The 24,650-nt window shown below is 68.3% G+C and carries 19 protein-coding genes; 4 read left to right on the forward strand and 15 right to left on the reverse strand.

What is annotated here, in order from left to right; all coding sequences use genetic code 11:
• Positions 1 to 66 precede the first annotated feature (66 nt).
• Positions 67 to 1,176 (reverse strand): PepSY-associated TM helix domain-containing protein, encoded by a 1,110-nt coding sequence (locus ACOTSS_RS15055; RefSeq protein ID WP_448688919.1) that lies wholly within the window; start codon positions 1,174 to 1,176, stop codon positions 67 to 69.
• A gap of 211 nt (positions 1,177 to 1,387) precedes the next feature.
• Here ACOTSS_RS15055 and ACOTSS_RS15060 point away from each other — a divergent pair, with 211 nt between their 5' ends.
• Entirely contained in the window at positions 1,388 to 2,803 is a 1,416-nt protein-coding gene (locus ACOTSS_RS15060) for a serine hydrolase domain-containing protein (protein ID WP_448688920.1), read from the forward strand.
• Here the strand turns inward: ACOTSS_RS15060 and ACOTSS_RS15065 are convergent.
• The 10 genes from ACOTSS_RS15065 to ACOTSS_RS15110 all read right to left on the reverse strand — a co-directional run bounded on the left by ACOTSS_RS15065 (position 2,800) and on the right by ACOTSS_RS15110 (position 15,200).
• On the reverse strand, positions 2,800 to 3,852 hold the full coding sequence (locus ACOTSS_RS15065) for a proline racemase family protein (RefSeq protein ID WP_448688921.1): 1,053 nt from the start codon (positions 3,850 to 3,852) through the stop codon (positions 2,800 to 2,802). The two genes, ACOTSS_RS15060 and ACOTSS_RS15065, sit on opposite strands and share 4 nt — an antisense overlap.
• Before the next feature lie 4 nt (positions 3,853 to 3,856).
• Positions 3,857 to 4,825 (reverse strand): ornithine cyclodeaminase family protein, encoded by a 969-nt coding sequence (locus ACOTSS_RS15070; RefSeq protein WP_448688922.1) that lies wholly within the window; start codon positions 4,823 to 4,825, stop codon positions 3,857 to 3,859.
• Positions 4,825 to 5,634, reverse strand: coding sequence for a pyrroline-5-carboxylate reductase (proC, locus tag ACOTSS_RS15075; protein ID WP_448688923.1), 810 nt, complete (start codon positions 5,632 to 5,634; stop codon positions 4,825 to 4,827). The genes ACOTSS_RS15070 and proC overlap by 1 nt, the downstream gene beginning before the upstream one ends.
• A 70-nt stretch (positions 5,635 to 5,704) precedes the next feature.
• Positions 5,705 to 6,628, reverse strand: coding sequence for a GntR family transcriptional regulator (locus ACOTSS_RS15080; protein ID WP_448688924.1), 924 nt, complete (start codon positions 6,626 to 6,628; stop codon positions 5,705 to 5,707).
• Positions 6,629 to 6,822: 194 nt separating this feature from the next.
• Entirely contained in the window at positions 6,823 to 8,964 is a 2,142-nt protein-coding gene (locus tag ACOTSS_RS15085; protein WP_448688925.1) for a TonB-dependent siderophore receptor, read from the reverse strand.
• A gap of 157 nt (positions 8,965 to 9,121) precedes the next feature.
• Entirely contained in the window at positions 9,122 to 10,732 is a 1,611-nt protein-coding gene (locus ACOTSS_RS15090) for a dipeptide ABC transporter ATP-binding protein (RefSeq protein WP_448688926.1), read from the reverse strand.
• Positions 10,729 to 11,538, reverse strand: a complete 810-nt coding sequence (locus tag ACOTSS_RS15095; RefSeq protein WP_448688927.1) for an ABC transporter permease — start codon at positions 11,536 to 11,538, stop codon at positions 10,729 to 10,731. Before ACOTSS_RS15095 ends, ACOTSS_RS15090 begins: the two co-directional genes overlap by 4 nt.
• On the reverse strand, positions 11,535 to 12,479 hold the full coding sequence (locus ACOTSS_RS15100) for an ABC transporter permease (RefSeq protein WP_448688928.1): 945 nt from the start codon (positions 12,477 to 12,479) through the stop codon (positions 11,535 to 11,537). The genes ACOTSS_RS15095 and ACOTSS_RS15100 overlap by 4 nt, the downstream gene beginning before the upstream one ends.
• Entirely contained in the window at positions 12,479 to 14,014 is a 1,536-nt protein-coding gene (locus ACOTSS_RS15105) for an ABC transporter substrate-binding protein (RefSeq protein ID WP_448688929.1), read from the reverse strand. The genes ACOTSS_RS15100 and ACOTSS_RS15105 overlap by 1 nt, the downstream gene beginning before the upstream one ends.
• Positions 14,015 to 14,048: 34 nt before the next feature.
• A complete protein-coding gene (locus ACOTSS_RS15110; RefSeq protein ID WP_448688930.1) occupies positions 14,049 to 15,200 on the reverse strand; it encodes a C45 family autoproteolytic acyltransferase/hydolase in 1,152 nt (383 codons plus the stop codon).
• A 209-nt stretch (positions 15,201 to 15,409) separates the two neighbouring features.
• Here ACOTSS_RS15110 and ACOTSS_RS15115 point away from each other — a divergent pair, with 209 nt between their 5' ends.
• The 3 genes from ACOTSS_RS15115 to ACOTSS_RS15125 are packed head-to-tail and all read left to right on the forward strand — an operon-like array spanning position 15,410 to position 20,649.
• Positions 15,410 to 17,119, forward strand: coding sequence for a tannase/feruloyl esterase family alpha/beta hydrolase (locus ACOTSS_RS15115; RefSeq protein ID WP_448688931.1), 1,710 nt, complete (start codon positions 15,410 to 15,412; stop codon positions 17,117 to 17,119).
• Positions 17,120 to 17,125: 6 nt separating this feature from the next.
• On the forward strand, positions 17,126 to 19,687 hold the full coding sequence (gene acnA, locus ACOTSS_RS15120) for an aconitate hydratase AcnA (RefSeq protein ID WP_448688932.1): 2,562 nt from the start codon (positions 17,126 to 17,128) through the stop codon (positions 19,685 to 19,687).
• A gap of 29 nt (positions 19,688 to 19,716) precedes the next feature.
• The gene (locus ACOTSS_RS15125) at positions 19,717 to 20,649 is read left to right on the forward strand and encodes an ornithine cyclodeaminase family protein (RefSeq protein ID WP_448688933.1); all 933 of its coding nucleotides are present in this window, start codon (positions 19,717 to 19,719) and stop codon (positions 20,647 to 20,649) included.
• 14 nt (positions 20,650 to 20,663) lie between these two features.
• Here ACOTSS_RS15125 and ACOTSS_RS15130 read toward each other — a convergent pair whose 3' ends face one another.
• From ACOTSS_RS15130 to ACOTSS_RS15145, 4 genes are read right to left on the reverse strand one after another with little or no spacing between them, the layout of a single operon-like run.
• Positions 20,664 to 21,710 carry an alpha/beta hydrolase fold domain-containing protein gene (locus tag ACOTSS_RS15130; protein WP_448688934.1) on the reverse strand — a complete coding sequence of 349 codons (1,047 nt, stop codon included), beginning with the start codon at positions 21,708 to 21,710 and terminating at the stop codon, positions 20,664 to 20,666.
• A gap of 11 nt (positions 21,711 to 21,721) precedes the next feature.
• Entirely contained in the window at positions 21,722 to 22,696 is a 975-nt protein-coding gene (locus ACOTSS_RS15135; RefSeq protein WP_448688935.1) for a threonine/serine dehydratase, read from the reverse strand.
• A gap of 4 nt (positions 22,697 to 22,700) precedes the next feature.
• Positions 22,701 to 23,801, reverse strand: a complete 1,101-nt coding sequence (locus tag ACOTSS_RS15140; RefSeq protein WP_448688936.1) for an aminotransferase class I/II-fold pyridoxal phosphate-dependent enzyme — start codon at positions 23,799 to 23,801, stop codon at positions 22,701 to 22,703.
• Positions 23,789 to 24,622: a LuxR C-terminal-related transcriptional regulator gene (locus ACOTSS_RS15145; protein ID WP_448688937.1), complete on the reverse strand. Its 834-nt coding sequence runs from the start codon at positions 24,620 to 24,622 to the stop codon at positions 23,789 to 23,791. The genes ACOTSS_RS15140 and ACOTSS_RS15145 overlap by 13 nt, the downstream gene beginning before the upstream one ends.
• Positions 24,623 to 24,650 lie beyond the last annotated feature (28 nt).

Genomic DNA, 24,650 nt, shown 5'->3' on the forward strand with positions numbered 1-24,650 from the left:
ATCTTGTTTCGCATCGTCCTGCTTCGGCTCCGGCGTACCGGCGCTGCATCATCTGACGAAATTCATTCACGATGGCGCTTTGTGCGCTGGCGCCGGCCTTGCACGCGACGGTTTCCGCCGCAAACGCCGCGAGTACCAGAGCCATGGGCCCGTCAGCGCCAGTCCGACGAGCACGACCCCGCCGGCAAGCAGAAGCAGCCGGCCGAACCAGCCGCCCCACAGGCCGGTGTGGACGGTGTAGATCCAGTCGATCAGTTCGCTCGGTGTCGATTGCTCGCCGGCGATGTAGGTGGCGAGCAGGGCGCCGTCATAGCCGTTGAAATAATATTGGGCGGTTCCGTCGGGACGGATGCTGCGATCGCTGTCGAGATAGACCGCGACCACGCGGCCGCCGCTCGAGAAGCGGATCTGGCGCAGCGGCGTCCCCCCGAAATCGACGCGCGCGCGCGCAACGAGATCGTCGAGCGGAGCGAGCGGTCGCCCCGCCTGCTCGGCGACCGCCGGGGTGGGCTTGCCCGCGGCACCGATCAGGTCGCGCAGCGGCTCCTTCCACACCATCAGGACCCCGGTGAGCGCGGTGACGAGGAGGATCGGGCCGGCCGCCGCGCCCGCCGCGCGGTGCAGCGTCCGCCACCGGAGATCGGTATTTCCGCGCCACGCCACGCGGAATCCGCTCTTGAAGCGCTTTCGGCCGGGCCACCAGAACCACAGGCCGGTCGCCGACATCACGAACAGGACGATACCCTCGAAGCCGATCACATATTCACCGACCGGGCCGGCAAGCAGTTGTTCGTGGACCACGAACAGCCATTCGACCGGCCAGGCGGAAAGGTCGCCGTCGCGGACGATGCCGCCGCGGTAGGGGTCGATCGCGGTCAGGATCGGCGCCTGGTCGGCGCGCCGCTTGAGCTTGAACAGCACGGCCTGATCGGCGGATTGCGGAATTTCGGCGCGCGTGATCGAGGCATCGGGATGCGCGGCCTGCACCGTGTCGAACATATGCTGCATCGAAAGCCGCTCGGAGGCGGAGGCGACACGAAGTTCGGGGTGAACCACCGGTTCGATCTCGTCGCGGAACACCATCGCGATACCGGTTCCGCCCTGGATGACGAGCAACAGCGCGAGCGCGAGGCCCAACCAGCGGTGAATCGTGAGCAACGCCTGCCTGTTCTTCATATCCGCCCACCCTTCGCGCTCATCGGCTCACCCTCTCCGGCCCCATCGGCCTTCCCGATCGCGCCCTAGAGCAATTTTGAATTTTTCGCAACAGTAATACAAAAAGATTGACGTTGCGATGCCGCGAGCCTAGGCGAACCCCATGACAGCGGTCGACGATGAACGACCCATTGAACAGGGATTTGCCGTGTCCGGATCGATATCCGCCCCCTTGCCAGCCGAAGATGATGACCTCACCCGCAGCGCGCCGTCGGCGGCGGGCGTCGATGCAGCCGAAATCCTGGCCTTTCTCGACGACGTCGAAGCGGCGGGCCTCGAGCTGCACGACCTGATGATCTGGCGCGACGGCGCCGTCGTCGCCGAAGCATGGCGCTGGCCCTATGGCCCCGACCGCCTGCGCATGACCCATTCGATGACGAAGAGCTTTACCGCCTGCGCGATCGGGCTGTTGGTCGACGAGGGGCGGCTGGCGCTCGCTGACCGGGTCGCGCATTTCTTCCCCGAGGCCGAGATCGCATCCGATACGCGTCAGGCACGGATGACGGTCGAAGATCTGCTGACGATGCGGTCGGGCCACGCCAGCGAGGTGTCGGGGTCCATCTGGCGCGGCATCGAGACGAGCTGGGTCCGCGAATTTTTCCGCATTCCGGTCGTTTTCGAACCCGGCACGCGCCATGTCTATTCAAGCGCGGCGAGCTATATGCTCTCCGCCATCGTCACCCGCATCACCGGGGAAACGATCGAGGCCTATCTGACCCCGCGCCTGTTCGAGCCGCTCGGCATGGCCGAGGTGCGGTGGGACGTCGGCCCGGACGGGGTCAATCCGGGCGGAAACGGCATCAGCATGCGCACCGCGGACGCGTTGAAGCTGGGCATATTGCACGCCCAGAAGGGAGTCTGGCAGGGTCGGCAGATTCTACCGCGCACGTGGGTCGAGGCGGCAACGCGCGCGCGCGGCGTTCCCGACTATGGCTATCACTGGGTGGTCGGCGACGGCTATTATGCAGCGCTCGGTGTGTTCGTGCAGATGGTCGCCGTGTTCCCCGAAGCGAATGCGGTGATCGCGCTCAACAGCGCGATGGACGAAAGCCGCGTGCTGCTTCCGCACCTGCGCAAGCATTTCCCGGCCGCCTTCGCCGGCGGCGGCAGCGCGGCGGACGACGAGGCACTGGTCCGCCGCTTCGCCGGCTGGCCGGCGACGCCGCCCCTGCCCTCGCTCGCCGCCGGCGACGCGGCGACGCTGGCCGGCGACTGGTCGGTGTACGACAACAGGCTGGGCATATCCGCCATCGGGCTGGAATTCGACGGCGACACCATGCGGTTGTCGCTGACCGACGCCGAAGGCGAGCATGGCGTCGCCGCAGGGCACGAGCGCTGGGTCGAAACCACGACCGACCTGCGCGGCGCATCGCTGCACCACGGCTATCGCCTGGCGGACACGCCGACGGTGGCGGGCGGCCGCTGGATCGCCGCGAACGAATATGAGCTGGTGCTGCACCTCGTCGAATCGGCCTTCCGCGACACGTTCCGCTTCCGCTATGCGCGCGGCGAGCTGGCGATCGAGCGTTTCGTCAACATCAATTCGGGCGACCGCGCCTGGCCGCTGCTCACCGCGGTCCGCGCCTAACGCGCCGGAAGGTCGCGAAAGCGCGCGGGCAACTCGAAGCCGTGGCCGAACGGGTCTTCCGGCTCGGCGACGAATTCGGCGCGGCCGACATAATAAGCGCGGCCGACGACCTTCACCCGCGATACGCATTGGCCGCCCTCGTCGTCGGCCGCCCATAGCGTCCCGACGAAACCCTCGCCCGACACCCCGCGTATCTCGCACGACTCGCCCGGCCCGATCTCTCCCCGCGCCGCGGCGAGCGCGAAGCGGGCGGTCACCCCGCTGCCGGTCGGCGAGCGGTCGATCTGCCCCTCGGCGAAGATGCAGAGATTATAGCTGGCGCGGCCATCGCCGGCGCCGAGCGCGACATCGTCGGTGAGGATCGTGCCATAGAGGAAGCCGAGATCGGGTTCGGCCGGGTGCGCGATCGGCACGGCGGCGCGAACCGCGTCGGTGATCGCCACCCCCGCCTCGACCAACCGCGCGACCGGGGTGTCCATCAGCGACAGGCCGAGCCGCGAGGCGGGCAGGATCGCGTAATAGGCGCCGCCGAACGCGATGTCGAAGGCGACCTCGCCCCAGCCGGGCACTTCGATGCGCCGGTCGAGGTGGCTGGCGAAGGAAGGAACGCTGACGAAGGAGACCAGCGGCGCGTCCGCCCCGCCCCGTTCGACCTCGACCGCGACGAGGCCGCACGGCGTCTCGAGCCCGAAGGCAGCCCGGCCGGCCGTCATCGCGACCCGGCCGCTGTCGACCGCCCAGCGTCCGATCGCGATCGTCGCGTGGCCGCACATGGTGCTGTAGCCCTCCTGGTGCGTGAACAATACGGCGAGATCGGCGCCGGGCAGGCTGGGCGCGGTCGGGATGACCCCGTACATGCCGGCATGGCCGCGCGGTTCGAGCATCGTCATGCGGCGCAGGTGATCGAAGCGGTCGCGCGCGTCGCGGCGCCGCGCGAGGATGGTGGCGCCGGCCAGTTCGGGATAGCCCTGCTCGACGATGCGGACGGGCTCGCCCGCCGTGTGCATGTCCACCACGCGCAGCCGCGGCGCCTCTCCTGTCGATGACATCCGATCAATCTCCTTCCGCTTCGCAGACCGCCCGATGGGCGAGCGCCGCCGCGCCGAGATCCGCGAGCGCGGTTCCCACGGCCTTGAACAATGTGATCTCTTCGGCCTCCCGGCGCCCTTCGATGGCGTCTGAGCACAGATCGTCGAGCGTTCCGGCGATCGCATCCCTGCGGATCACGCCGCGGGTGAGTGGATCGGCAAGATCGCCCGATTCCTCCAGCGCCGCCAGGGTGTCGACATGGATGCGGGCGCGCCGGGCGCAGGCGTCGTCGGCCTCGCGCATCGCGGGCGTGAAGCTGCCGACCAGATCGAGGTGGGTGCCGGGCCTCAGCCACGCCCCTTCGATCAACGGCTCGGTGGCGAGGGTCGCACAGCTCACGATATCCGCCGCCTCCACCGCCGCACTCAGCGACGGCGCGGGCCGGGCGTCGAACCCTTGCCCGCGCAGCCTGTCGGCGAGCGCGGCCGCCGTGTCGGCGCGCCGGCTCCAGACCGCGACGCGCGCGATCGGCCGCACCGCCGCGAAGGCCGCAGGAAGCAGGCACGCGATGCGCCCCGCTCCCACGACGAGCAGGGTGCGGGCATCCGGTCGCGCGAGGAAGGATGCGCCCAGCGCCGAAATGGCGGCGGTGCGCCGCGCCGTCAGCTCGCTGCCATCGACGACCGCGAGCGGCCGGCCGGTCGCCGCGTCGCACAGTATATAGGTCGCGAACACGCCGGGCAGGCTGCGGCGGCCGTTGCCCGGATGGATCGTCGCCACCTTGATGCCGAGATAGCCCTGCTCCTGCCATGCGGGCATCAGGAGCAGGGTCGCCTCACTCCCGCCGGGCTGCGCGATGGCGTGATGATGGCGGAGCGGCACCGTCGCGCCGCGCGCGAACGCCTCGCGAAGCGCGGGGACGAGCGCGGCGAAGGGAAGCGCCGCGCGGACCTGACTGGCGGAGATCATCCGCGGCGGCGGCAGGTCCGCCATCAGCCGGCCAGCTCGCGCGAGCGGGCGAGCGCGGCGGCGACGGTCGCGGTCAGACGCGCCTGTAGCGCGCCGTCGGCCATCAGCACGCGCAGCCCCGCCTCGGTCGTCCCGGCGGGCGAGGTGACGTCGCGGCGGAGATCGGCCGCGCTCCGGTCGCTGACGCGGAGCATCTCGCCCGCACCTGCGATCGTCATGCGCGCGAGCGTTTCGGCCACGGGCTGCGCCAGGCCAGCCGCGACGCCGGCCTGGGTCAGGCAGTCGGCGATATAGAAGATATAGCCCGGCCCCGAGCCCGACAGCGCCGTCGCGACGTCCATCAGCGCTTCGTCGTCGAACCACAGTAGCGCGCCGGTGCCCGAGAGCAGGTCGGCGGCGAATTCGCGCTCGGTCGGAGAGCAGCCGGTGCCGGCAAGGGCGACGGTCATGCCGCGCCCGACTGCGGCTGGCAGATTGGGGGCGGCGCGAACGAAAGCGGAAACGTCCCGAAACAGCCGGCCGAGATCGTGCAGCGTCTTGCCCGCCATGATCGACAGGACGAGCGTGTCGGCGCGCGCCACGGCCGCGACGGAAGCCGCGAGATCGGCCGCCATCTGCGGCTTGACCGCGAGGACGACCGCCTGCCCTTCGCGCGCCGCGAGCGGGGGATTGAGCCGGCAGCCCGACGAATGCGCGAAGGATAGAAGCGCCGCGCCCGGCGCGGGCTCGACGATGGCGATCGCTGCGGGATCGAAGCCGGCCGCCACCCAGCCGCGCGCCATCGCGAAGCCCATACGGCCGCCGCCGAACAGCAAAATCGATCGACCGGCCATGCTTTGTCCCTCCGTCCGCTCAAGGAAGAGAGATTGTATTATTAAGTTTAAAAATGCAAGATTAAAATGATCAGCTGATCGTGGGCTCGACGTCCCTTGCGCTGTCGAGATGAAGCTTCATCAGCGCGTGGGCGCGCAAATTCTTGCCTTCGGCCAGCGCGTCCATGATTTCGAGATGCTCGTCGATCGAGGCCTCGACCCGCTCCACGCCGTTGACCCACTGGATGTTGAGGAAGGAGCGCAGACGGTTCTGGCGCTGCACCGCGTCGAGCAGATAGCGATTGCCCGAGCAGCGGGCGAGTCCTTCGTGGAAATCGGAGTTTATCGCATAGAGCTCGACCGCCATCGTGTCGCGCCAGCGCAGCTTGCGGAAGGCCAGATGCTCGTCGCGGCTGCGATCGAGCCAGTCCAGATCGAGCTCGAAGCCCGGTTCGAGCAGGCCCGCCGGCTCGACGATGCTGCGAAAGGCGTAGCTGTCGGTCCGCGCGTCGGCCGAGTTGATGAGCTGCGCGAAGGACCAGCCGTTGCCGGGCTTTCGCTCAACGAGGCCCAGGTCGGCGAGCTGACGCAGGACGCGCAGCGCGGTCGGCAGCTTGGTATCGAAGATGCGCAGGATTTCCTGCTGGCTGCACTGATCGGGAAGCGCGCCCGAGTTGCGCGCCTCGGCGATCGCGATGAACAGCCGCTTGTCCTCTTCCTCCTCGGGATTGGCGAGATCGAGGTCGGGCAGCGCCTTGATGGTGTCGCGCAGCACATAGCCGCGATTGGCGCGCGATTCGACGACGCCCTGGTCGGCCAGCAGACGCAGCGCGCCGCGAACCGGTGTGCGCGAAACGTCGAATTGACGGCACAGGTCGAGTTCGACCAGATGATGCCCCGGCCCGGCGCCCTGCTCCTTGAGCATCCGGACGATGCGCGACGCGAGGTCCGCCTGCAGGCGGCTGGCCCGCGGCGCGTCGCCTTCCTCGATCTTATGCGCCGCGGCGATGGGCATGGACGTCGTAGTTTCCTGAATATGTTTTACAAATCCGTCCTCTTGGGACTTGTTGAGGAGATTATACTCTTCGTAGCAATGATGCAATGGCGACGGGATCGCTCCCAAAAGGAAGGGCACGATCGGCGCGTGCCGACCGTGCCCCCATGAGTATCACGCCACCGCAGGATGGGTCGGTGCGCGGAGCCCTTCCCTCAGTATTGGACACTCAACGAGAATTTCACCGAACCCGGCACCGCCGAAGCCAGCGAATTGCCACCGACCGACGCCCAATAGCGCTTGCCCGTGATATTCTGGCCATTGACGCGCGCCACGACGGTGTGGTCGGCGACCTCGAACGTATAGGAGGCGCCGAGGTCGAACGTCGTGTAGCCGCGCGTGAAGGCCAGATTGTCGGCATTGAGCGCCTGCGTGCCGGTATGATAGGCGCCCGCCGTGACCTTCAGATTGGGGTCGAGCCACGACGGCCGATATTCGCCGGCGAGCGACCAGGTGCGGTTCGGAGTGCCGTCGACGCGGTTACCCGCGATATCGGGCTGCTCGCGGTAATGCGCCGACAGGATGGTCGCCGTGGCATAGAGCGCGAGATCGGGCATTACATAGCCGGTCACGCTGAGCTCGCCGCCTTCATAGACTTCCCGGCCGTCGGTGAAGAAGTGCAATATGCTCGTGCCGGGGATGTTGGCGGCATAGGCGGCGCCGCGATCGATCTTGAAATAAGCGGCCTGAATCAGCAGATCGGGCTTCGGCTGGATCTTGATCCCCGCCTCATATTGCTTGCTGTTCGTCGGGGCAAAGACTTCGGTCGCATTGTCGGTGGTCGACGGCGCCGCCGGCGTTTCCTCCAGCCCCTCGATATAGGTGCCATAGACGCTGACCCATTCGACCGGCTTGATCATCAGCCCGGCCGAATAGGAGGTCGGGCTCGCCGAATAGGGTGTCTTCGTGACGTTGTTGATCGAACCATCGTTCGAATAGTCGCTCTTGCGGATGCCGGCGAGCACCTGCACCACATCAGCGAAATTCAGGCGATTGAACAGATACAGGCCCTTGTCGTCGATTTCGGACGAAGGCGGCAGCGGAGTGTATTGCAGGCCCGGATCGGGAATGAATACCGGGTCGGCGAAATTCTGGGTAAAGGTCGTGCGAACGTTCGGCGAGGAAGAGAGTGTCCGGATGGCGCGCGAAGCGCCGAGCAGGACTTCGTTCTTGATATTTCCCCCGAAATGGATGGTCCCGGCCAGCTCTGCGGCATAGTTGATATTCTCGAACTCGGCCTGCTGCGCCGAAAAGCGGACCCGGCCCGACCCGTAATCGGGGCTCGCCGGATCGATGGCACTCGTCAGATTGGCCGGCTGGAACTGCGGGTTGTTGCGCTTGCGCGACATGCGCGACCGCCCCCAGTAGGCCGTGAAATCCCAGTCGTCCGAGAATTTGTAGACCGCCTTCGCGAGCAGGTTGAGCTCGTTCGTCCGATTGGCGTCCCAGTCCGCGCCGGCAATGTTCACGCGCGGATCGATATGCTTGACGTCGGGAATATCGACCGACGTCACACCCGAGGGGATGGTCAGCAGGAAGAGCGCCGGTTCGACAATCGATTTTTCGAAATATTCGATATCCGCCGTAATGGTCAGCCGATCGGTCGGCTTGAGGTCGAACGTGCCCGACGCCATGTAGCGGCTGCCCTGCGAATAATCGATGCCGGTATCGAGATGCGCGGCCAGCCCGTTCAGGCGGTACCCGAATATCCCGGTGGTGTCGGCGACGTCGAGATGCGCACCATAGCCGCCATTGATGTCGCCGAACGCGTTGGCGAAATAGCTGAAATCGGGCGTCGGGCGCTTCATGGTCAGGTTGACGATGCCCGCAGGCGAGGAAAAGCCGTAGTAGAGCGCGGATGCGCCCTTGAGCACTTCGACGCGATCCTTGTTCTCGAGCGGAAAGGCTGTAGCCGACAGCATGTTGAGTGCGCCGTCGAGGCGGAAATTCGAACGTGTGTCGACCGCGATGCCACGGATCGTCAGATTGTTGTAGGCCACCGGGCCGGTGCCGGTCGTCGACACGCCGGCGGTGTTGCGCACGGCGTCGATCAGGTCGACAGCCTGCTGCGATTTCAGCACCTCCGACGGAATCACCGAAACGGTGAGCGGCACGTCGATCACCTTGGCGTTGCGGAAGCTGCCCGACTGGACGGTATCGGTGCCGAAGCGGTTGGCGCGGTCGCCAGTGACGATGATTTCGCCATTGCCCTGCTCGTCCGTCTGGGCCGCGGTGCCGGAGTCCGGCGCCGATTGCTGGGCCAGGGCCGGTGCGGCGAGCAGGAGGCCGCCCATCATGGTCGTGCCGAGCAATAGATTACGGCATTGTCTGGCAATCATTTTCTCATCCCCTTCTTGCTGGTCCGTTCCACCCTGCGGAGTCGCTATTTTATGTATTGTTGCTGACGATAATGTCAGATTGCATTTTGTAAAGTGAAAAATACATTTTCGGCAATCAGCTTGCCGCACCCTCCGTGAGGGCGAGGGCCGGCGACGCGGCCAGCAGGCGCCGGGTATAGTCGTGGCGCGGGTCCGCGAAGACCGCAGCGGTCGCGCCTTCCTCGACGATCCGGCCCTTTTCGAGGACCACGACGCGGTCGGCGACCTGTTCGACGACGGCGAGGTCGTGGGTGACGAACAGGCAGGCGAAGCCGCGCTCGCGCTGCAGCGCCTGCAGCAGTTCGATCACCTGCTTCTGGATCGTCAGGTCGAGCGCCGAGACGGGCTCGTCCGCCACGACGAGCCGCGGCCGCGAGACGATCGCGCGGGCGATGGCCACGCGTTGGCGCTGGCCGCCCGACATCTGGTGCGGCCGCCGCCGCTCATAGCCTGCCAGCCCGACTTCCTCGAGCGTGCGGGTCACGCGTTCGGCGCGCTCGGCCGCGGTCAGGCCGGGAACATGGCGCAGCGCGGCGCCGACGATCTCGCCGATCCGCAAATGCGGTGCGAGCGACGAGAAAGGATCCTGGAACACGATCTGGGCGGCGCGCCGGAAATCGCGCTCCTGCCTCCGGTTCATCGCCGCGATGTCGACGCCGTCGAAGCGGACGGTGCCCCCGGCGAGCCCCTTGAGCCCGAGCGCGGCGCGGCCGAGCGTCGTCTTGCCCGAACCGCTGGCGCCGACGAGCGCGACGATCTCTCCGTTGCGCACCACGATGTCGACGCCGTCGATGACGCGCTTCGGCGCACTCGCGCCGAACAGTCCGGGCTTGCCCGGATATTCGACCACCGCCTGCTCGATCGACAACAGCACGTCACCGCCGCCGGTGGCCCCGCCGTCGCCGGGCCGTGGCAGCGAGCCCACGAGCTTCGCCGTATAGGGATGTTTGGGCGCCCTAAGAACCTCGCGCGTCCGGCCGGCTTCGACCAGCGCACCCTTTTCGAGCACCAGCACGCGGTCGGTATATTGCGCGACGAGGCCGAGGTCGTGAGTGATGAGGAGCAGCGCGGTTCCCATCTCGCGCGTCAATGCGACCATGAGTTCGAGCACTTCGCGCTGGCTGAGCGTGTCGAGCGCGGTCGTCGGCTCGTCCGCGATCAACAGCCGCGGTTCGAGCATCAGCACCGAGGCGAGCATGATGCGCTGGCGCATCCCGCCCGAAAATTCGTGGGGATAGGCGGCGAGGCAGCGTTCGGGATCGGCGATCTGCACCCGCTGGAGCATGTCGATGCAGCGGCGCCGGATTTCGGCATCGTCGAGCCGACGGTGGAGCTTCAACCCCTCGGCGAGCTGCCTGCCGATCGTCAGCGCCGGATTGAGCGAGGTCATCGGTTCCTGGAACACCATGCCGATGCCGGCGCCGCGGATCGCACGCAGGTCGCGCTCTCCCAGCGCGGTCAGTTCCTGTCCCTCGAAGCGGATCGAGCCCCCCGCGCGGTGGACCCCGGCGGCGAGCAGGCCCGGAATCGCCCGCGTTGCCATCGTCTTGCCGCTGCCCGATTCGCCGACGATCGCCAGCCGCTCGCCTGCTGCGACCTCGAAGTCGAGCCCTTCGAGCAGCGGCGCGAGGCCCGGCTGGTCGGCTTCGATGCGCAGACCGGAGACCTGAAGCAGAGCGTCGGTCATGCCGAATTCCTTGGATCGAGGCGGTCGCGCAGGGCGTCGCCGAGCATGTTGATGCCGAGCAGCGTCGCGACGATGCACAGGCCGGGCGCGATGCTGAGCCAGCTTGCGCTCGCCATATAGGGGCGCGCCGACGACAGCATGTTGCCCCAGGTGGGCGCGGGCGCGGGCACGCCGACGCCGAGGAAGCTCAGCGCGCTTTCGGACAGCACGACCCAGCCGAACAGGCTGGTCGCGATGATGAGCACCGGCGGCAGCGCGTTGGGCAGCACATAGCGCCAGACCGTATAGAGCGGCCCGTCGCCGGCGGCGCGCGATGCCTCGACATATTCGCGCTCGCGGATCGAGAGCGCGGCGGCGCGCACGACGCGGACGACCGAGGGAAGGTAGGCGATCGACAGCGCGATGACGATGCTGTGCCGGCTCTGCCCGAGCACCGCGATCAGCGACAGCGCGAGCAGGATGCCGGGAAATGCGAGCAGGGCGTCGCTGAAGGTCATCAATATGCGGTCGGTCCAGCCGCGCAGGAAACCCGAGGCGAGCCCGACGACGAGCCCGGCGAGCACGGTGAGCGCGACCGTCTGGAGCGCGATGAAGGCGCTGATCCGCGCGCCCAGCATCGCGCGCGCGGCGACGTCGCGGCCGAACTGGTCGGTGCCGAGCCAATGCGCCCACGACGGCGGCGCGAGCACATTGTCGAGGTCGATCGCAAGCGGGTCGTAGGGTAGCCAGACGAAGCCGGTGAGGATGACCAGCAGCAGCAGCCCGACGAGCCCGAAGCCGAGATATTGGTGCGCCCGCCCCCTCACGACACGGTCACCCGCGGATCGAAGAGCGGATAGAGGACATCGACGAGCAGGTTGACGAGAACATAGAGCGCCGCGGTGAACAGCAGGCAGCCCTGCACCACGGGATAATCGCGCGCGAGCACCGAATCGACCATCAGCCGCCCGAGCCCGGGCAGGGTGAACACCGTCTCGATCACCGCGATGCCCCCGAACAGCCGTCCAAGGGTCAGCCCGACCAGCGTCAGGGTCGGCGCGAAGGCGTTGGGAAAGACGTGGCGCATCAGCACCGTGCGTTCGGAAAGCCCCTTGGCGCGGGCATGGGTGACATAGTCGAGCCGCAACACGTCGATCGTGCTCGACCGCATCATCCGCGTCAGCACCCCGGTTTCGGAAATGGTCAGCGTCACGATCGGCAGGATCAGGAACAGAACCGCGCCGAGCGCATCCTCCGAGAAGGGGACATAGCCGACCACTGGGAGCCACTGCAGCATCACGCCGAAAACGAGCAGCAGGACAAGCCCGAGCCAGAAGCTGGGCACCGCGAGCACGAAGCTGGCCGCGCCGAGCACGGCGAGATCGAGGCGACTGTTCTGGCGCCACGCGGCGAGCAGGCCGAAGGTCACGGCGATCAGGGTCGCAAGACCGACCGAGATCAGGACGACCACCGCCGTCAGCTGAAAGCGCGACAGGATCAATGCGCCCACCGGCTCCCCGGTGATCGCCGAATTGCCGAGGTCGCCGCCGAGGCTGCGGCCGAGCCATGTCGCGAATTGCACCGGAACCGGCTGATCGAGCCCGAGCTCGGTACGCAGCGATGTGATCGCCTCGGGCGACGCGCCCTCGCCCAGCATCACCTGCGCGGGATCGCCGGGAATGAGCCGGACGAGAAGGAACACCGCGAGCGCGACGAGGAAGAGGGTCGGAATGGCGAGCAGCAGCCGCTTGAAGATATAGGTCAGCATCAGCGCGCCTCCAGCGCAACGTTCCACAGCCGCTGCGTCTGCCCCGGCCAGTTGCGATAGCCGGTGACCCGATCGCGCAGCGCGGTGACGCGGTGGGTGTTGTAGAGGATGATCGCGGGCACGTCGGCGCGAAACCGCCGTTCGAGCACATCGAAGATCCGCTGGCGCGCAGCGGGATCGGCGGTCGCGATCGACTGGCGGAGCAGCGCCCGCGCCTCCGGCGTGTCCCATGTCTTGCGCGGTTCCTCGCGCTTGTCGCCGATCAGCACGCCATAGGTCAGCGACGGATCGAGCCGCGCCGAGAAGCCGAACACCATCGCCTGATAATTGCCGTTCGTATAGCGCGCGAGCTGGCTCGCCCAGTCGATCGTCTCGACCTCGATGTTGATGCCCGCATCGCGCGCCATCGCCTGGATCAGGATCGCCGCGTCATACATTTCGGGTGGGCTGTGGCTCGTCGCCAGCCGGATGGGCTCGCCCTTGTAGCCGGCCGCCTTCGCGAGCGCCCGCGCTGCGGCGAGATCGCGCTGGATCAGGGGACGCTGGACCACACCGAAAAAGGGGCTGGCGGTGGGGATCGGCGAGCTGTCGGCGCTGCCCGTGCCGTGGGTGACGACGCGCGTCAGGGCGCCGACGTCGATGCTGAGCGCGATCGCGCGGCGCAGGCGCGGATCGGCGAGCACCGGGTCCTTGACCTGGAACAGCACGCCATAGAAATCGAGCGACGGCGCCGAGGACAAATGGATGCCCGGCACGCCCGTCACGTTGGCGAGCTCGTTCGGCGCGAGCGCGTCGAGCACGTCGAGGCTGCCGCGCACCAGCGCCGCCGCCGCCGCCGATCCGTCGGGGATGACCGAGAAGCGGACGCGGTCGACCAGCGCGCGCTTGCCGCCGCCGATGCCGTCGGGCGCGCCGGGCAGCGGACGGTAGGCGTCGAAGCGCAGCAGGTCGATATATTGCTTGTGCTGCCACTCGCCCCAGCGGAAGGGACCGGTCCCGATCGGATAGCGCCAGTTGCCGTCGGCATCGACCGAATCGCGGTGGGTGATGCCGGTGCCGCCGCAGTCGAGCCGCGCGAGTTCGGCAAGGAACAGCGGCGCCGCCTGTTCGAGCCGCACCTCGACCGCATCTGGGCCGTCCGCGCGAACCGATTGGACGGGCGCGACGCCGCCGCTCGACAGATCGGCCTTGCAGCGCCAGCGGCTGCCGGGCGCGAGATAGCGGTTGAGCGACCAGACCACGTCGGCCGCGGTCAGCGGCGCGCCATTGTGAAACCGCACCCCCTCGCGCAGGTGAAAGCGATAGGTCTTCCCGTCGGGCGATACGGTCCAGCGATCGGCGAGCATAGGGCCGACCGACCCGTCCTCGCGCGCCGCCACCAGCCCCTCGACCACGTGCAGGATGACGGCATCGGTGTTCGCGTCGCGCTTCATGCCCGGGTCGGACGAGACGATGTCGGCGTTTAGCCGGGCGCGCAGCACGCTGCCCTCCGGCTCGGGCGCCGCGGACGAGCATGCCGAGAGCAGCGCCGCCATGCCGGCCGCGCCCAGGACAAGAGCGCGCCGGATGCTAGGCATCGGCCGCCTGACGCGGCCTCGCAGCCGCCGTTTCGGACGACAGGCCATAGCGCCGATAGTCGGCCCCCTGCGACGGCATCATCGCGATCTCCATCTCGCCGAGCCCGGGCCGCATCAGGATCGAGGCGACCGTGGCGGTGGTTCCGGTGAGCGAGGACGGCCGCGGCGGCACGCAGATCGACAGCGGCGAGCCGGCGTCGTCGAGCAGCGCCGCGCGCACCTGCTCCATCCCGATCACCGGCGAGGCGGCGAGCAGCCGGCGCGCGCGCTGGTCGCGCCAGAAGCTGCAGGGCGAACCGGAGATACCGGTTTCGCGCAACTTGGCGAGCGCGACCGGGCTGAGCCAATGGTTGGAGTGAACGAGCACGCCATCGCGCGGTTCTACCACGAAAGTCTCGTCGGGCGCGCATTCGAGGTCGTGGACGATGCCGGTTCCGGCGTGGCTGAGCGCGAGATTGTTCGACGCCGACTTGGCGGTCGAGTAAATGGCGTCGAAGGCGAGCGAGGGATTGTCCTGCTGGAGCACCTTGCGCCGGATCAGCGCGAGCGGCACGCCGATCTGCGTATAGTCGCGCTCGCATTCCAGATAATTGCCGGTGACGGCGATCCCCGCACCGTTGAAGCCGAAGCGCGCGAGCGTGCCGGCCTCGGTAAAGGTCAGGATGTCGGGGCCGCCGTCGCCGCGGACGCGAAGCACGACGCAGGTTTCGGCGCAGCTCGCCTTCCAGTCCCAGTTGTGCGCGTGGATCAGCGTTCCGTCGGGCGTCCGTTCGGGCTGCACGATGATCGTCGTGCAGCCGTCGGCGCCGCGCTCGGCGAGCAGGCCGCGGCGCAGCGCCGGGTTTCCCGCCATCTTGAGCAGCTCGGTGCGCGCGTTGAGCAGCAGGATATGCGCGAAGGGGACATCGGCCCCTTCGGCGATGCCGCGCATTTCCTCGACATGATCCGCATCGAAATCGGCGATGCGCGGCACATAGGCTTCGGCCAGTTCGGCAACCGATGCCTCGGCCAGCCCCGATGCCGCCATCTGGTCCAGATAATGCTTGACCCCTCGCCGGATTTCCGGCTCCGCTGCCGCGCCGTAGCGGAGTCCGCGGTCGCGGGGCGAACCCCAGATTTCGATGAGTCGGCACGCTGCAGCCATGGACGTCTACACCCCTTATCCTGTGGACGGCGAATCGGTAGCACTGTTTTGCTGAATTTAAAAAGACAAAATTGTCCTTCTTGAATTTCAGCCATTCTCGGTCTCATAGGCCTCCGCTCGCGGCATAGGTATTGTATTTTAAAAGCCATTGATACATGATGAATCGGCAGAGCCCGGCAGATCGGCGGGCGGTGACGAGGGGAGTGTCGATGGGAATGAAGAGCGAAGCGCGACGATCGCTGGCGGGTCGTTGCAGGCGCATCGGCGTCGCCCTTGCCTGCCTCCTCGGCGCCCAGGCTCTTCCCGCCGCGGCGGCGGCGCCGGGAGATTGCGCGGCGCTCAAGGCGCTCGATATCCCGAAGGTCGAAATCCGCATCGCCCAGGTCGTCGAGGGCAGCTACACCGAGGATGTGTCGGTCGGCCGTCCGATGCGGACCTATGACAATCTTCCCGCCTTCTGCCGCGTCTATGGTTTTGCACGCCCGGTGCCCGAATCGAAGATCGGCTTCGAGATATGGATGCCGATGAAGGGATGGACCGGGCGGCTGCACATGATCGGTGGCGGCGCCTATGTCTCCAATATTTCCTACGAGGAGATGATCCCGCGGCTGAACGATGGCGAGGTCGCGGTCGGCACCGATACCGGGCATAGCGGCACCGACCTGATCTTCGGCTGGAACCACCGCGACCGGATCGTCGATTTCGGCTATCGCGCCGTCCATGAATCGGTCGTCGCGGCAAAGGCGGTCACCGCCGCCTTCTATGGCGCGCCCGCGAAGTGGAGCTATTTCAGCGGCTGTTCGACCGGCGGCTATCAGGGGCTGAGCGAGGCGCAGCGCTATCCCGACGATTTCGACGGCATCATCTCCTGCGCGCCGGGTAACAACCGCACCAACCTGACGCTCGCATTCCTCTGGAACTATCTCGCCAACCATCGGCCCGGCGACGACAGCCGGCAGATCCTGTCGAACGACGACCTTCGGTTCCTCAACCGCAGGGTCGTCGCGGCCTGCGACACGATCGACGGGGTCGCCGATGGGGTGATCGCCTATCCGCCCGCATGCCGCTTCGACATCGCCACGCTTGCCTGCCGCGGCGAGGCGAAAGCCGGCACCTGCCTGACTCAGGAACAGATCGACGCGGCCCGGAAAATCTATGCCGGGCCGAAACACGCCCGCACCGGCGAACAACTCTATCCCGGCTATCCGTTCGGCAGCGAGGGCGTGATGCCCGATGCCCATGCCACCAGGCCCGGCTGGTCGGGCTATTGGTCCGAAACCGCGAATCCGGGCGAGCCGTCGCGCGCCGACATGTTCCGCTACTGGGTGTTCAACGACCCGAAGTGGAACTGGTGGACGTTCGACTGGGCCGACGATGTCGATGCGATGCACCGGCGCCTGGCGCCGATCTTCGACGCGGTCGATCCCAATCTCGAGCGGTTCGCGACGAGCGGCGGCAAGATGATCATGGTGATGGGCTGGCTCGACCCGGTCGGTTCGCCGATCGAGGCGATCAACTATTATGAGCAGGTCGAGGCACTGGGCCGCGGCGAGACCGTCGCCGAACGCCGCGCCGACACGCAGCGCTTCCTGCGCCTCTATATGGTGCCCGGCATGGGGCATTCGGCGGAGGGACCGGGCGCCACCCATTTCTCTTCCTCGACGCGCGATTCGGTGCCGCCGATCAGCGACGCGAAGCATGACGTGAAGGCAGCGCTTTATGCCTGGGTCGAGAAGGGCGAGGCGCCGGGCGCGCTGGTCGCAACCCGCTATGTCGACGACGGGATCGACCATGCCCCCGGCACGGCGCCGATCGCCTTTCAGCGGCCGGTCTGCGTCTATCCCGAGCGACCCGTCTATCGCGGCGGGCCGACCGAGGCGGCGACCAGCTTCGCCTGCGAAAACCCCCCGCACGACTGAAGCCCCATGTCCTCGACCGTCATCGAAAGCAGCGGGCGACGCTATCGCATCGTCGACCTCGCGGCGTTCGGCACCGCGCGGTTGCCGATCGTCCACCGCATCCTGCTCGAAAATCTGCTGCGCCGCGGCGGCGGCGATCCGGACATGATCGCCGACTGGCTGAAGACCGGCGCGAGCACCGCCGAGATTCCCTTCTGGCCGGCGCGGATCATGATGCACGACACGACCTGCGGCCCGGCGCTCGTCGACCTCGCCGCGGCGCGATCGGTGCTGGCGGCGGCGGGCGCCGATCCTGCGCGGCTGGGCCCGGTGGTGCCGGTCGACGTCTCGACCGACCACAGCATCGCGGTCGACGTCTTCGGCCGCCGCGGCGCCGATGCGGAGAATATGGCGCGCGAGATGGCGCGCAACGCCGAACGCTTCGCCTTCATGAAATGGGGCGCCGCGGTGCTCGACGGTTTCACCGTGCACCCGCCGGGCACGGGGATCATGCACACGATCAACCTCGAACGCCTCGCGAGCGTCGTCGCGACCGAAGAGCGCGACGGCGAACTCTGGGCGCTGCCCGACACGCTGATCGGCACCGACAGCCATACGCCGATGGTGAACGGCATCGGGGTGCTCGGCTGGGGGGTCGGCGGGCTCGAGGCGGAGAGCGTGATGCTCGGCGCGCCGGTGATGCTGCGCGTCCCCGAGGTCGTCGGGGTGAGGCTGACCGGGCGGCTGCGCGAAGGGGTGACCGCGACCGACCTCGCGCTCCACGTCACCCACCGGCTGCGCCGGATTCGCCTGGCGGGACGCTTCGTCGAATTTTTCGGTCCGGGCGTGGCGGCGCTGTCGGCGGGCGAACGCGCGGTGGTCGCCAACATGGCGCCCGAATATGGATCATCGACCGGTTTCTTTCCGGTCGACGAGGCGACGCTGACCTATTTGCGCGAGACGGGACGAAGCGCGGAGCAGATCGCGCTGGTCCGCGATGCCACCCGCGCGGCAGGGCTGTGGTTCAACCCCGATGCCGCGCCGGTCTATGCCGAAACGGTCGTCATCGACCTTGGCGCCGTCGCGCTGTCGCTCGCGGGGCCGCGCCGGCCGCAGGATCTGGTCGCGCCGGGCGACCTTCCCGCACTGCTCGGCGGCCCCGGCCTGCGTACGCCGGGCTTTCCCGCCCGACCGGTCGCGCTGGCCGCGATCACCAGCTGCACCAACACCTCCGACCCGCGCCAGCTGATCGCCGCGGGCCTTGTCGCGCGCAAGGCGCGCACGCTCGGCCTGACCGTGCCGGACTGGGTCAAGACCTCGCTCGCGCCCGGATCGCCGACCGCCGCGCGTCTGCTGGCCCGCGCCGGCCTGATGGACGATCTCGAAGCGCTCGGCTTCGCGATCACCGGCTATGGCTGCACCGTGTGCATCGGCAATTCGGGGCCGCTGACCCCGGCCGTCGAAGCGGCGATGGCGGCGGGCCATATAGAGCCGGTCGCGCTGCTCTCCGGCAATCGCAATTTCCCCGGCCGCGTCCATTCGCGCATCCGCGACGCCTTTCTGGCCGCGCCCACGCTCGTCGTCGCCTTTGCGCTGGCGGGCGATGCCGCCATCGACATCGCAGGCGACCGGATCGCGACCGCCCCCGATGGGCGCGCGGTGCGGCTCGCCGACCTGTGGCCGCGCGGCGATGAAATCGACGCCGTAGCCGCCGGGGCGATGCAGGCCGGCGATTATGCCGAATGCTATGCGTCGGCCGAGGCGAGCGCGGCATGGCGCGAACTCGACGCGCCCACGGCGCCGGTTTTCCCCTGGGACCCCGCCTCGACCTATCTGCGGCCACCGCCCTTCGTTCAGGCCGGCGGGGACGCGCGGCTGGGCCGCTATCGCGCGGCGCCGCTGCTCGTGCTCGGCGACGACGTCACGACCGATCATATATCCCCCGCGGGCGCGATCCCTCCCGACGGCGAGGCCGCACGCTGGCTGGTCGCGCACGGGGCCGACCCTGCCGACCTCAACGTTTTTTCGTCGCGTCGCGGCAATTGGGAGGTGATGCTGCGCGGGCTGTTCACCAATCCCAATGTCCGCAACCTGCTGGGCGAGGCGATCCCGGCCGGGAGCACGATCCATGCGCCGAGCGGTGACGTCCTGCCGCTGTGGCAGGCCGCGGGGCGCTATGCAGAGGCAGGCGAGCCGCTCGTCCTGATCGCCGGCGAGCGGTACGGCACCGGCTCTTCGCGCGACTGGGCGGCGAAGGGTGCGGCGCTGCTCGGCGTGCGCGCGGTGCTCGCCGCCAGCTTCGAGCGCATCCATCGCTCCAACCTCGTCAATATGGGCCTGCTGCCGCTTGCCCTGCCAGCGAACCGGCATCCCGAGCGGCTCGCGCTGCGCCCCGGCGACCGGATCGAGATCGACGCCGAAGCGGGCGCGCTGGCTCCGCACGCACGCATCGCGGTCGCCATCCTCCGCGCCGACGGCGGAATCGAGCGATTCACTGCGCAGGCCGAGGTCGAGACCGAGATGGAAGTGGAAGCCCTGCGTGCCGGGGGAATCATTCCGCTGATCCTGCAGCGCTATCTTGCGGGCTGACCGCCCCGAACGCCGAGGAAAGACGACCAATGCAGATCATCGAACTCGACCGGATTCTGGCCGCTATCGACCACGACGCCGTCGTCGCCGCGCTGGAAGAAGGCTTTCGCAGCCATAGCGCGGGCAAGGTGCAGCTCTCGCCAGTCGGCTATCTCGACCTTGGCGGCAGCGGCGATTGCCACATCAAGGCGGCGCTGGCCGATGCCGAGCCTTTCTTCGCCGCCAAATTCGTGAACGGCGTCCCCGCCAATCGCGCGCGCGGCCTGCCGGTGCAGGACGGCATCGTGATCCTGTCGAATGCCGAAACCGGGGCGATCGAAGCGATCCTGCACGACCGCGGCGAACTGACCGAATTGCGCACCGCGCTGGCCGGTGTCGCGGCCGCGCGGCTGATCGCCAAGCCGGGCAGCCGCATCCTGGGCGTCGTCGGCACCGGCGGCCAGGCGCAGCGGCAGGCCGAAGCGGTCTCCGACGCGCTCGGCATCGCGCGGGCCGACGTGCTGATCGCCGGGCGGCGGCCCGAGGCGGCGCGGGCGCTCGCGGAGACGATCGGCGGCGCGGCGACGTCGATCGAGGATTTATGCGGGCGCGCCGACATCATCGTCACCGCGACCTCGTCACGCGAGATACTGATCGCCCGCGACTGGGTCCGGCCGGGCTCGCGGATCGTCGCCGTCGGCGCCGACGCGCCGGGCAAGCGCGAGCTAGACCCCGCGATCCTCGCCGCGGCCACGGTCATCGTCGATTCGGTGGATCAATGCGTCGATCATGGCGAGACCGGCTGGGCGGTCCGCGCCGGGCTGATCGACCCCGCAACGGTGCAGGAGTTCGGCCTGCTGCTCGGCACTCCGCGGGATTTCGGCGACGGCGAAACGGTCGTGGTCGACCTGACCGGCATCGCCGTTCAGGACCTGGCGATCGCCAAAGCGGTGTGGACCGCCATCAGGGAGCGCACCGCCTGACGGCCCCTCTGCCGTCACTCCTGTTGCGCAAGACGATCGAAAAAGGCGAAGGAGCGCGCGAGCGCGTCGCGGCTGTCGCGGCGCGTCGCATCGGGCGTCGCCCCCAGAAAGCCATGCTCCGCCCTCGGCAGGGCGACGAGATCGACCCGCGCGCCCGCCGCGCGCATCCGCGCCGCCATCGCTTCGGACTGGCGGATCGGGACGGTCGTGTCGGCCGTGCCGTGGATCAGCAGCATCGGCGGCGTCGCCTTCGACACATAGGCGATGGGGCTCGCGGCGGCGGCCGCGGCGGCACAGCGGTCGGGCTCGCAGCCGAGCACGCGTTCGCGCATTTCGGGGCCGAGCGCGCTGCCCTGCGGCTCGCCCGCGTCCGCAAGGTCGAAGGCACCGTACCAGATGACCGCGCCCTGCGCGCAATCGGACTGCGGTAGCGGCCGCGCGGCCTTGGCCAGCGAACCCGGCAGCCGGCCCGTCGACGCCGGCGGATCGAAGGCCGCGACGCCGCAGCTTGCCGCCGCGAGCGCGGCGAGATGCCCTCCCGCCGATCCGCCCCACAGATAGACGCGCGCGGGGTCGATGCCGAAGGCCGCGCTCTGGCTGCGCAGATAGCGGATCGCCGCCTTCACATCCTGCACCTGCGCCGGGAAACGCGCCTCGCCGGTCAGCCGATAGTCGACCGAGGCGACGACGAACCCGCGCGCCGCGAGCGACGCGAGCACCGCGGGCCAGTCGGCAAAAGCGCCCGACTGGCGCGCGTCGCCGCGCTGCCAGCCGCCGCCATGAACCCAGAGGACCAGCGGCCGCGGCGCCGCGCGGTCGCGGTCGGCGTGGAGATAGAGGTCGAGCTGGAGCGGACGGTAGCCGGTGTAATTGGCGAATTCGACATGCGGCCGCGCGACGATGCCGCCCGGATAGGCGGCCTCGAGCACCGGGAAAGGATCGGCGCGGTTCGTCTTCGCCAGAACCTCCGCCGTCTCGGCCGACGGCGTGGTCGCCGCAACCGCCGCGCAGGCGGCAAGGCCGATCAGTCCCAGGCCCGCGCTCCAAATCGCTCGCGCCATCGCTCTCTCCTTCAATCCCCGGCCAGCCGCATCGCCTGCTGGAACAGGTCGAGCGCGATGTTGCGGCCGCACAGCACCGCCGCGACCTTCTGCCCGCGATAGCGTTCGGCCGCCTGGATCAGCCCCGCGACCGCGACCCCCGCCGCGCCTTCGACCATCCAGCGCTCGCCGACCGCGATCCGGCGCATCGCGCGGGCGATCTCGACTTCCGACACGGTCAGCATCTCGTCGATCACCGTCCGGCACACCGGGAAGGTCACCGATCCCGGCTCGACCGCGCCGGTCGAGGCTTCGGACAGGGTTTCGCGCTCCGGCGTCGCGACGATCTCGCCCGCCGCGATCGAATCGCGCATGCAGGTCGACGCCTCGGGCCAGACCCCAACGATGCGCGTCTGCGGCGACAGCGTCTTGATCGCGGCCCCGACGCCGCCGATCAGCCCGCCGCCGCCGACGCAGACGAAGACCGCGTCGAGATCGGGCGCCTGGCGCGCGAGCTCCATTCCCAGCGTTCCCTGCCCTGCCATCGTCTCGATGTCGTTATAGGGCGCGACATAGGCCTTGCCCTGCGCCTCGGCCTGCCGCCGCGCCTCGAGCTCGGCATCGAGCGGCGCGCCTTCGACGAACACCAGTTCTGCGCCAAAGGAACGGATCGCCGCGAGCTTCGCCGCCGGCGCGGAGGGGACGACATAGACGGTGACCGGGCAGCCCGCGAGCGCCCCCGCGAGCGCGGCGCCGAGGCCGTGGTTGCCCGTCGATGCGGTGATGACGCCGCGCGCGCGCTCGGCGTCGGTCAGCGTCCGGATCTTGTTCGTCGCGCCGCGGATCTTGAAGGTGCCGGTCGGCTGAAGATGGTCGGCCTTCAGCCAGACGTCGATCCCGAACTCGTCCGAAAGCATTCGGCTGTGATCGAGCGGCGTTTCGATCACTTGCGGCCGGATGCCGCGGTCGGCCTCTTCGATGCGTGCGAACAGCGGTGCGAGATCCATCACCCTATCCTTTCAGCGCCGCCGAAATGCCAGCGAGGCCGCCTTCGAGCTCATCGGCGGTCGGCCAGGCGAAGCCCAGGCGGAAATAGCGATCGGGCATCTCGAACCAGTGGCCGGGGCCGACATAGGTGCCATGCTCCTCCAGCAGGCGGCGATAGAAGGCGTCGGTTCCCCCAGGCGGGTCGGCGACCATGCGCGGGAAGGCGACGACGCCGCCCGCCGGGCGCACCCATTCAAGCATCGGCTCGCCCGCGATCCATTCGGCGACGCGGTCAAGGCGGCGGCGCCATTCGGCGAGGGTCGGCGTCAGAAAGGCATCGCGCTGCGCGAGAATCTGCTCCGCAACCCATTCGTTGATGACGCTGCCGCAAATGCTGATCTGCTCCTTCGCCGCGAGAAATTGCTCCATCAGCGCGGGCGAACGATTGATGACCCAGCCGACGCGGATGCCCGGAACCCCGAACGCCTTCGACAGCGAAGCGACGCCGATGACATGGTCACCGAGCGAGGCGGCGAGCGGCAGCTTCGCAGTCAGCGCCAGGTCGCGATAGGTTTCGTCGACCAGCAGCAGGCAACCGCGCTCCTTCGCGAAGGCGACGAGGCGGTCCAGATCGGCCGCGCTCATCATCGTGCCGGTCGGATTGTGCGGGCAGGTGACGCTGATCAGGCGCGTGCGCGGGGTCACCGCCGCCGCGAGCCGGTCGAAATCGAGCGCGAAGCCCTGCTCGAATTCGAGATCGACGAGGCTGATCGCGCAGCCGATCGCGCGCGGCGTTTCCAGATTGGTCGCATAGTTGGGCTTGACGACGACGAGATGATCGTCCGGCCCGAGCAGCGCGGTCGCGATGATGAACAGCGCGCCCGCGGCGCCGCCGGTGATCAGCACGTCGTCGATGCCGAGCCCCGGCGTATCTTCGAGAACCAGCTCGCGCAGCCGCTCGCTGCCGCGATGCTCGCCATAGAGGAGGGTGAGGTCGGGAACGGTCAGACCGAGGCTGCCGAGCGACTGGTCGGCGATCGAGCTTTCGGACAGATTGTAGCGAATCTTGCCATAGCCATATTCTTCGGGCGATTCGACCTCGATCGGCATTCTTACATAACGCATGTCACACTCCCCAGATTTGAAACGGGGCTATCTGGAACTCCGGCGGCCGCGATTCCATCCCTCCAAAGAGGGAAGCGGTGGGCGAGCGAGAAGAGTTCGGCAAGCGACGAGATCGCGAGCTTCCGGAAGATATTCTTGCGGTGGTCCTTGACCGTGAAGGGGCTGATCGACAGGCGGAGCGCGATCGACGCCGTCGAACATCCGAGGAAAAGCAGGCGGCAGACCTCTTTCTCGCGACGGGTCAGCACCGGGCAGGACGGCGCGGTATCGCCTGCCGCCTCCGTTTCGCTCCGCAGCTTGCCATGACGTTCGAAAGCCGCGGCCACCGGCCCGGCCATCACGTCCAGAGCGGCAAGGAGCCCCGGCGACGCGGCGCGGGCAGCGCGCTTTCGATAAAGGCCGATCTCCATCAGACCGCCGGGCGCCGGAAAATATAATCCGATCTCTTCCTGGAGCGCGGGCCAGCCGCGGGTGCGATATCCGAGTTCCTCGTCGGGCGCATCGACGATATCGTCGCATAACCGCGACGTGCCGGACCCTCCGGCAAAATCGCGCGCCCGGATCGCGCCGGGCCTGCGGTCATGCGACACCATCGGATTGATACGGCGCGTCGCGCGGACATAGGTTTCGATCCCCCGGCGTCCCTCGACGCGGTCGAAATTGTCGAAGAGGACGCTGGCCCGGCGGCGGTCGTGATGGAGGATGACCGCGGCGAGATCGAAGCCGGCGAAGCCGCAGAGTTCCTCCGCCGCGCGCGACGGGAAATCGGGCGCTCCGATCGCTCCGACGATCTGCGTCAATGTCGCACAGGTTGCATGCACGGCCAGCTTCCTTCGTCCGGATGGATTT

This window comes from Sphingopyxis sp. NJF-3 (assembly GCF_053514865.1).

Coding starts and splice junctions, on each gene's coding strand:
- ACOTSS_RS15055 (WP_448688919.1), bottom strand. CDS start 1,176: ATGAAGAACAGGCAGGCGTTGCTCACGATTCACCGCTGGTTGGGCCTC.
- ACOTSS_RS15065 (WP_448688921.1), bottom strand. CDS start 3,852: ATGTCATCGACAGGAGAGGCGCCGCGGCTGCGCGTGGTGGACATGCAC.
- ACOTSS_RS15070 (WP_448688922.1), bottom strand. CDS start 4,825: ATGGCGGACCTGCCGCCGCCGCGGATGATCTCCGCCAGTCAGGTCCGC.
- proC (WP_448688923.1), bottom strand. CDS start 5,634: ATGGCCGGTCGATCGATTTTGCTGTTCGGCGGCGGCCGTATGGGCTTC.
- ACOTSS_RS15080 (WP_448688924.1), bottom strand. CDS start 6,628: ATGCCCATCGCCGCGGCGCATAAGATCGAGGAAGGCGACGCGCCGCGG.
- ACOTSS_RS15085 (WP_448688925.1), bottom strand. CDS start 8,964: ATGATGGGCGGCCTCCTGCTCGCCGCACCGGCCCTGGCCCAGCAATCG.
- ACOTSS_RS15090 (WP_448688926.1), bottom strand. CDS start 10,732: ATGACCGACGCTCTGCTTCAGGTCTCCGGTCTGCGCATCGAAGCCGAC.
- ACOTSS_RS15100 (WP_448688928.1), bottom strand. CDS start 12,479: ATGCTGACCTATATCTTCAAGCGGCTGCTGCTCGCCATTCCGACCCTC.
- ACOTSS_RS15105 (WP_448688929.1), bottom strand. CDS start 14,014: ATGGCGGCGCTGCTCTCGGCATGCTCGTCCGCGGCGCCCGAGCCGGAG.
- ACOTSS_RS15110 (WP_448688930.1), bottom strand. CDS start 15,200: ATGGCTGCAGCGTGCCGACTCATCGAAATCTGGGGTTCGCCCCGCGAC.
- ACOTSS_RS15115 (WP_448688931.1), top strand. CDS start 15,410: ATGGGAATGAAGAGCGAAGCGCGACGATCGCTGGCGGGTCGTTGCAGG.
- acnA (WP_448688932.1), top strand. CDS start 17,126: ATGTCCTCGACCGTCATCGAAAGCAGCGGGCGACGCTATCGCATCGTC.
- ACOTSS_RS15125 (WP_448688933.1), top strand. CDS start 19,717: ATGCAGATCATCGAACTCGACCGGATTCTGGCCGCTATCGACCACGAC.
- ACOTSS_RS15130 (WP_448688934.1), bottom strand. CDS start 21,710: ATGGCGCGAGCGATTTGGAGCGCGGGCCTGGGACTGATCGGCCTTGCC.
- ACOTSS_RS15135 (WP_448688935.1), bottom strand. CDS start 22,696: ATGGATCTCGCACCGCTGTTCGCACGCATCGAAGAGGCCGACCGCGGC.
- ACOTSS_RS15140 (WP_448688936.1), bottom strand. CDS start 23,801: ATGCGTTATGTAAGAATGCCGATCGAGGTCGAATCGCCCGAAGAATAT.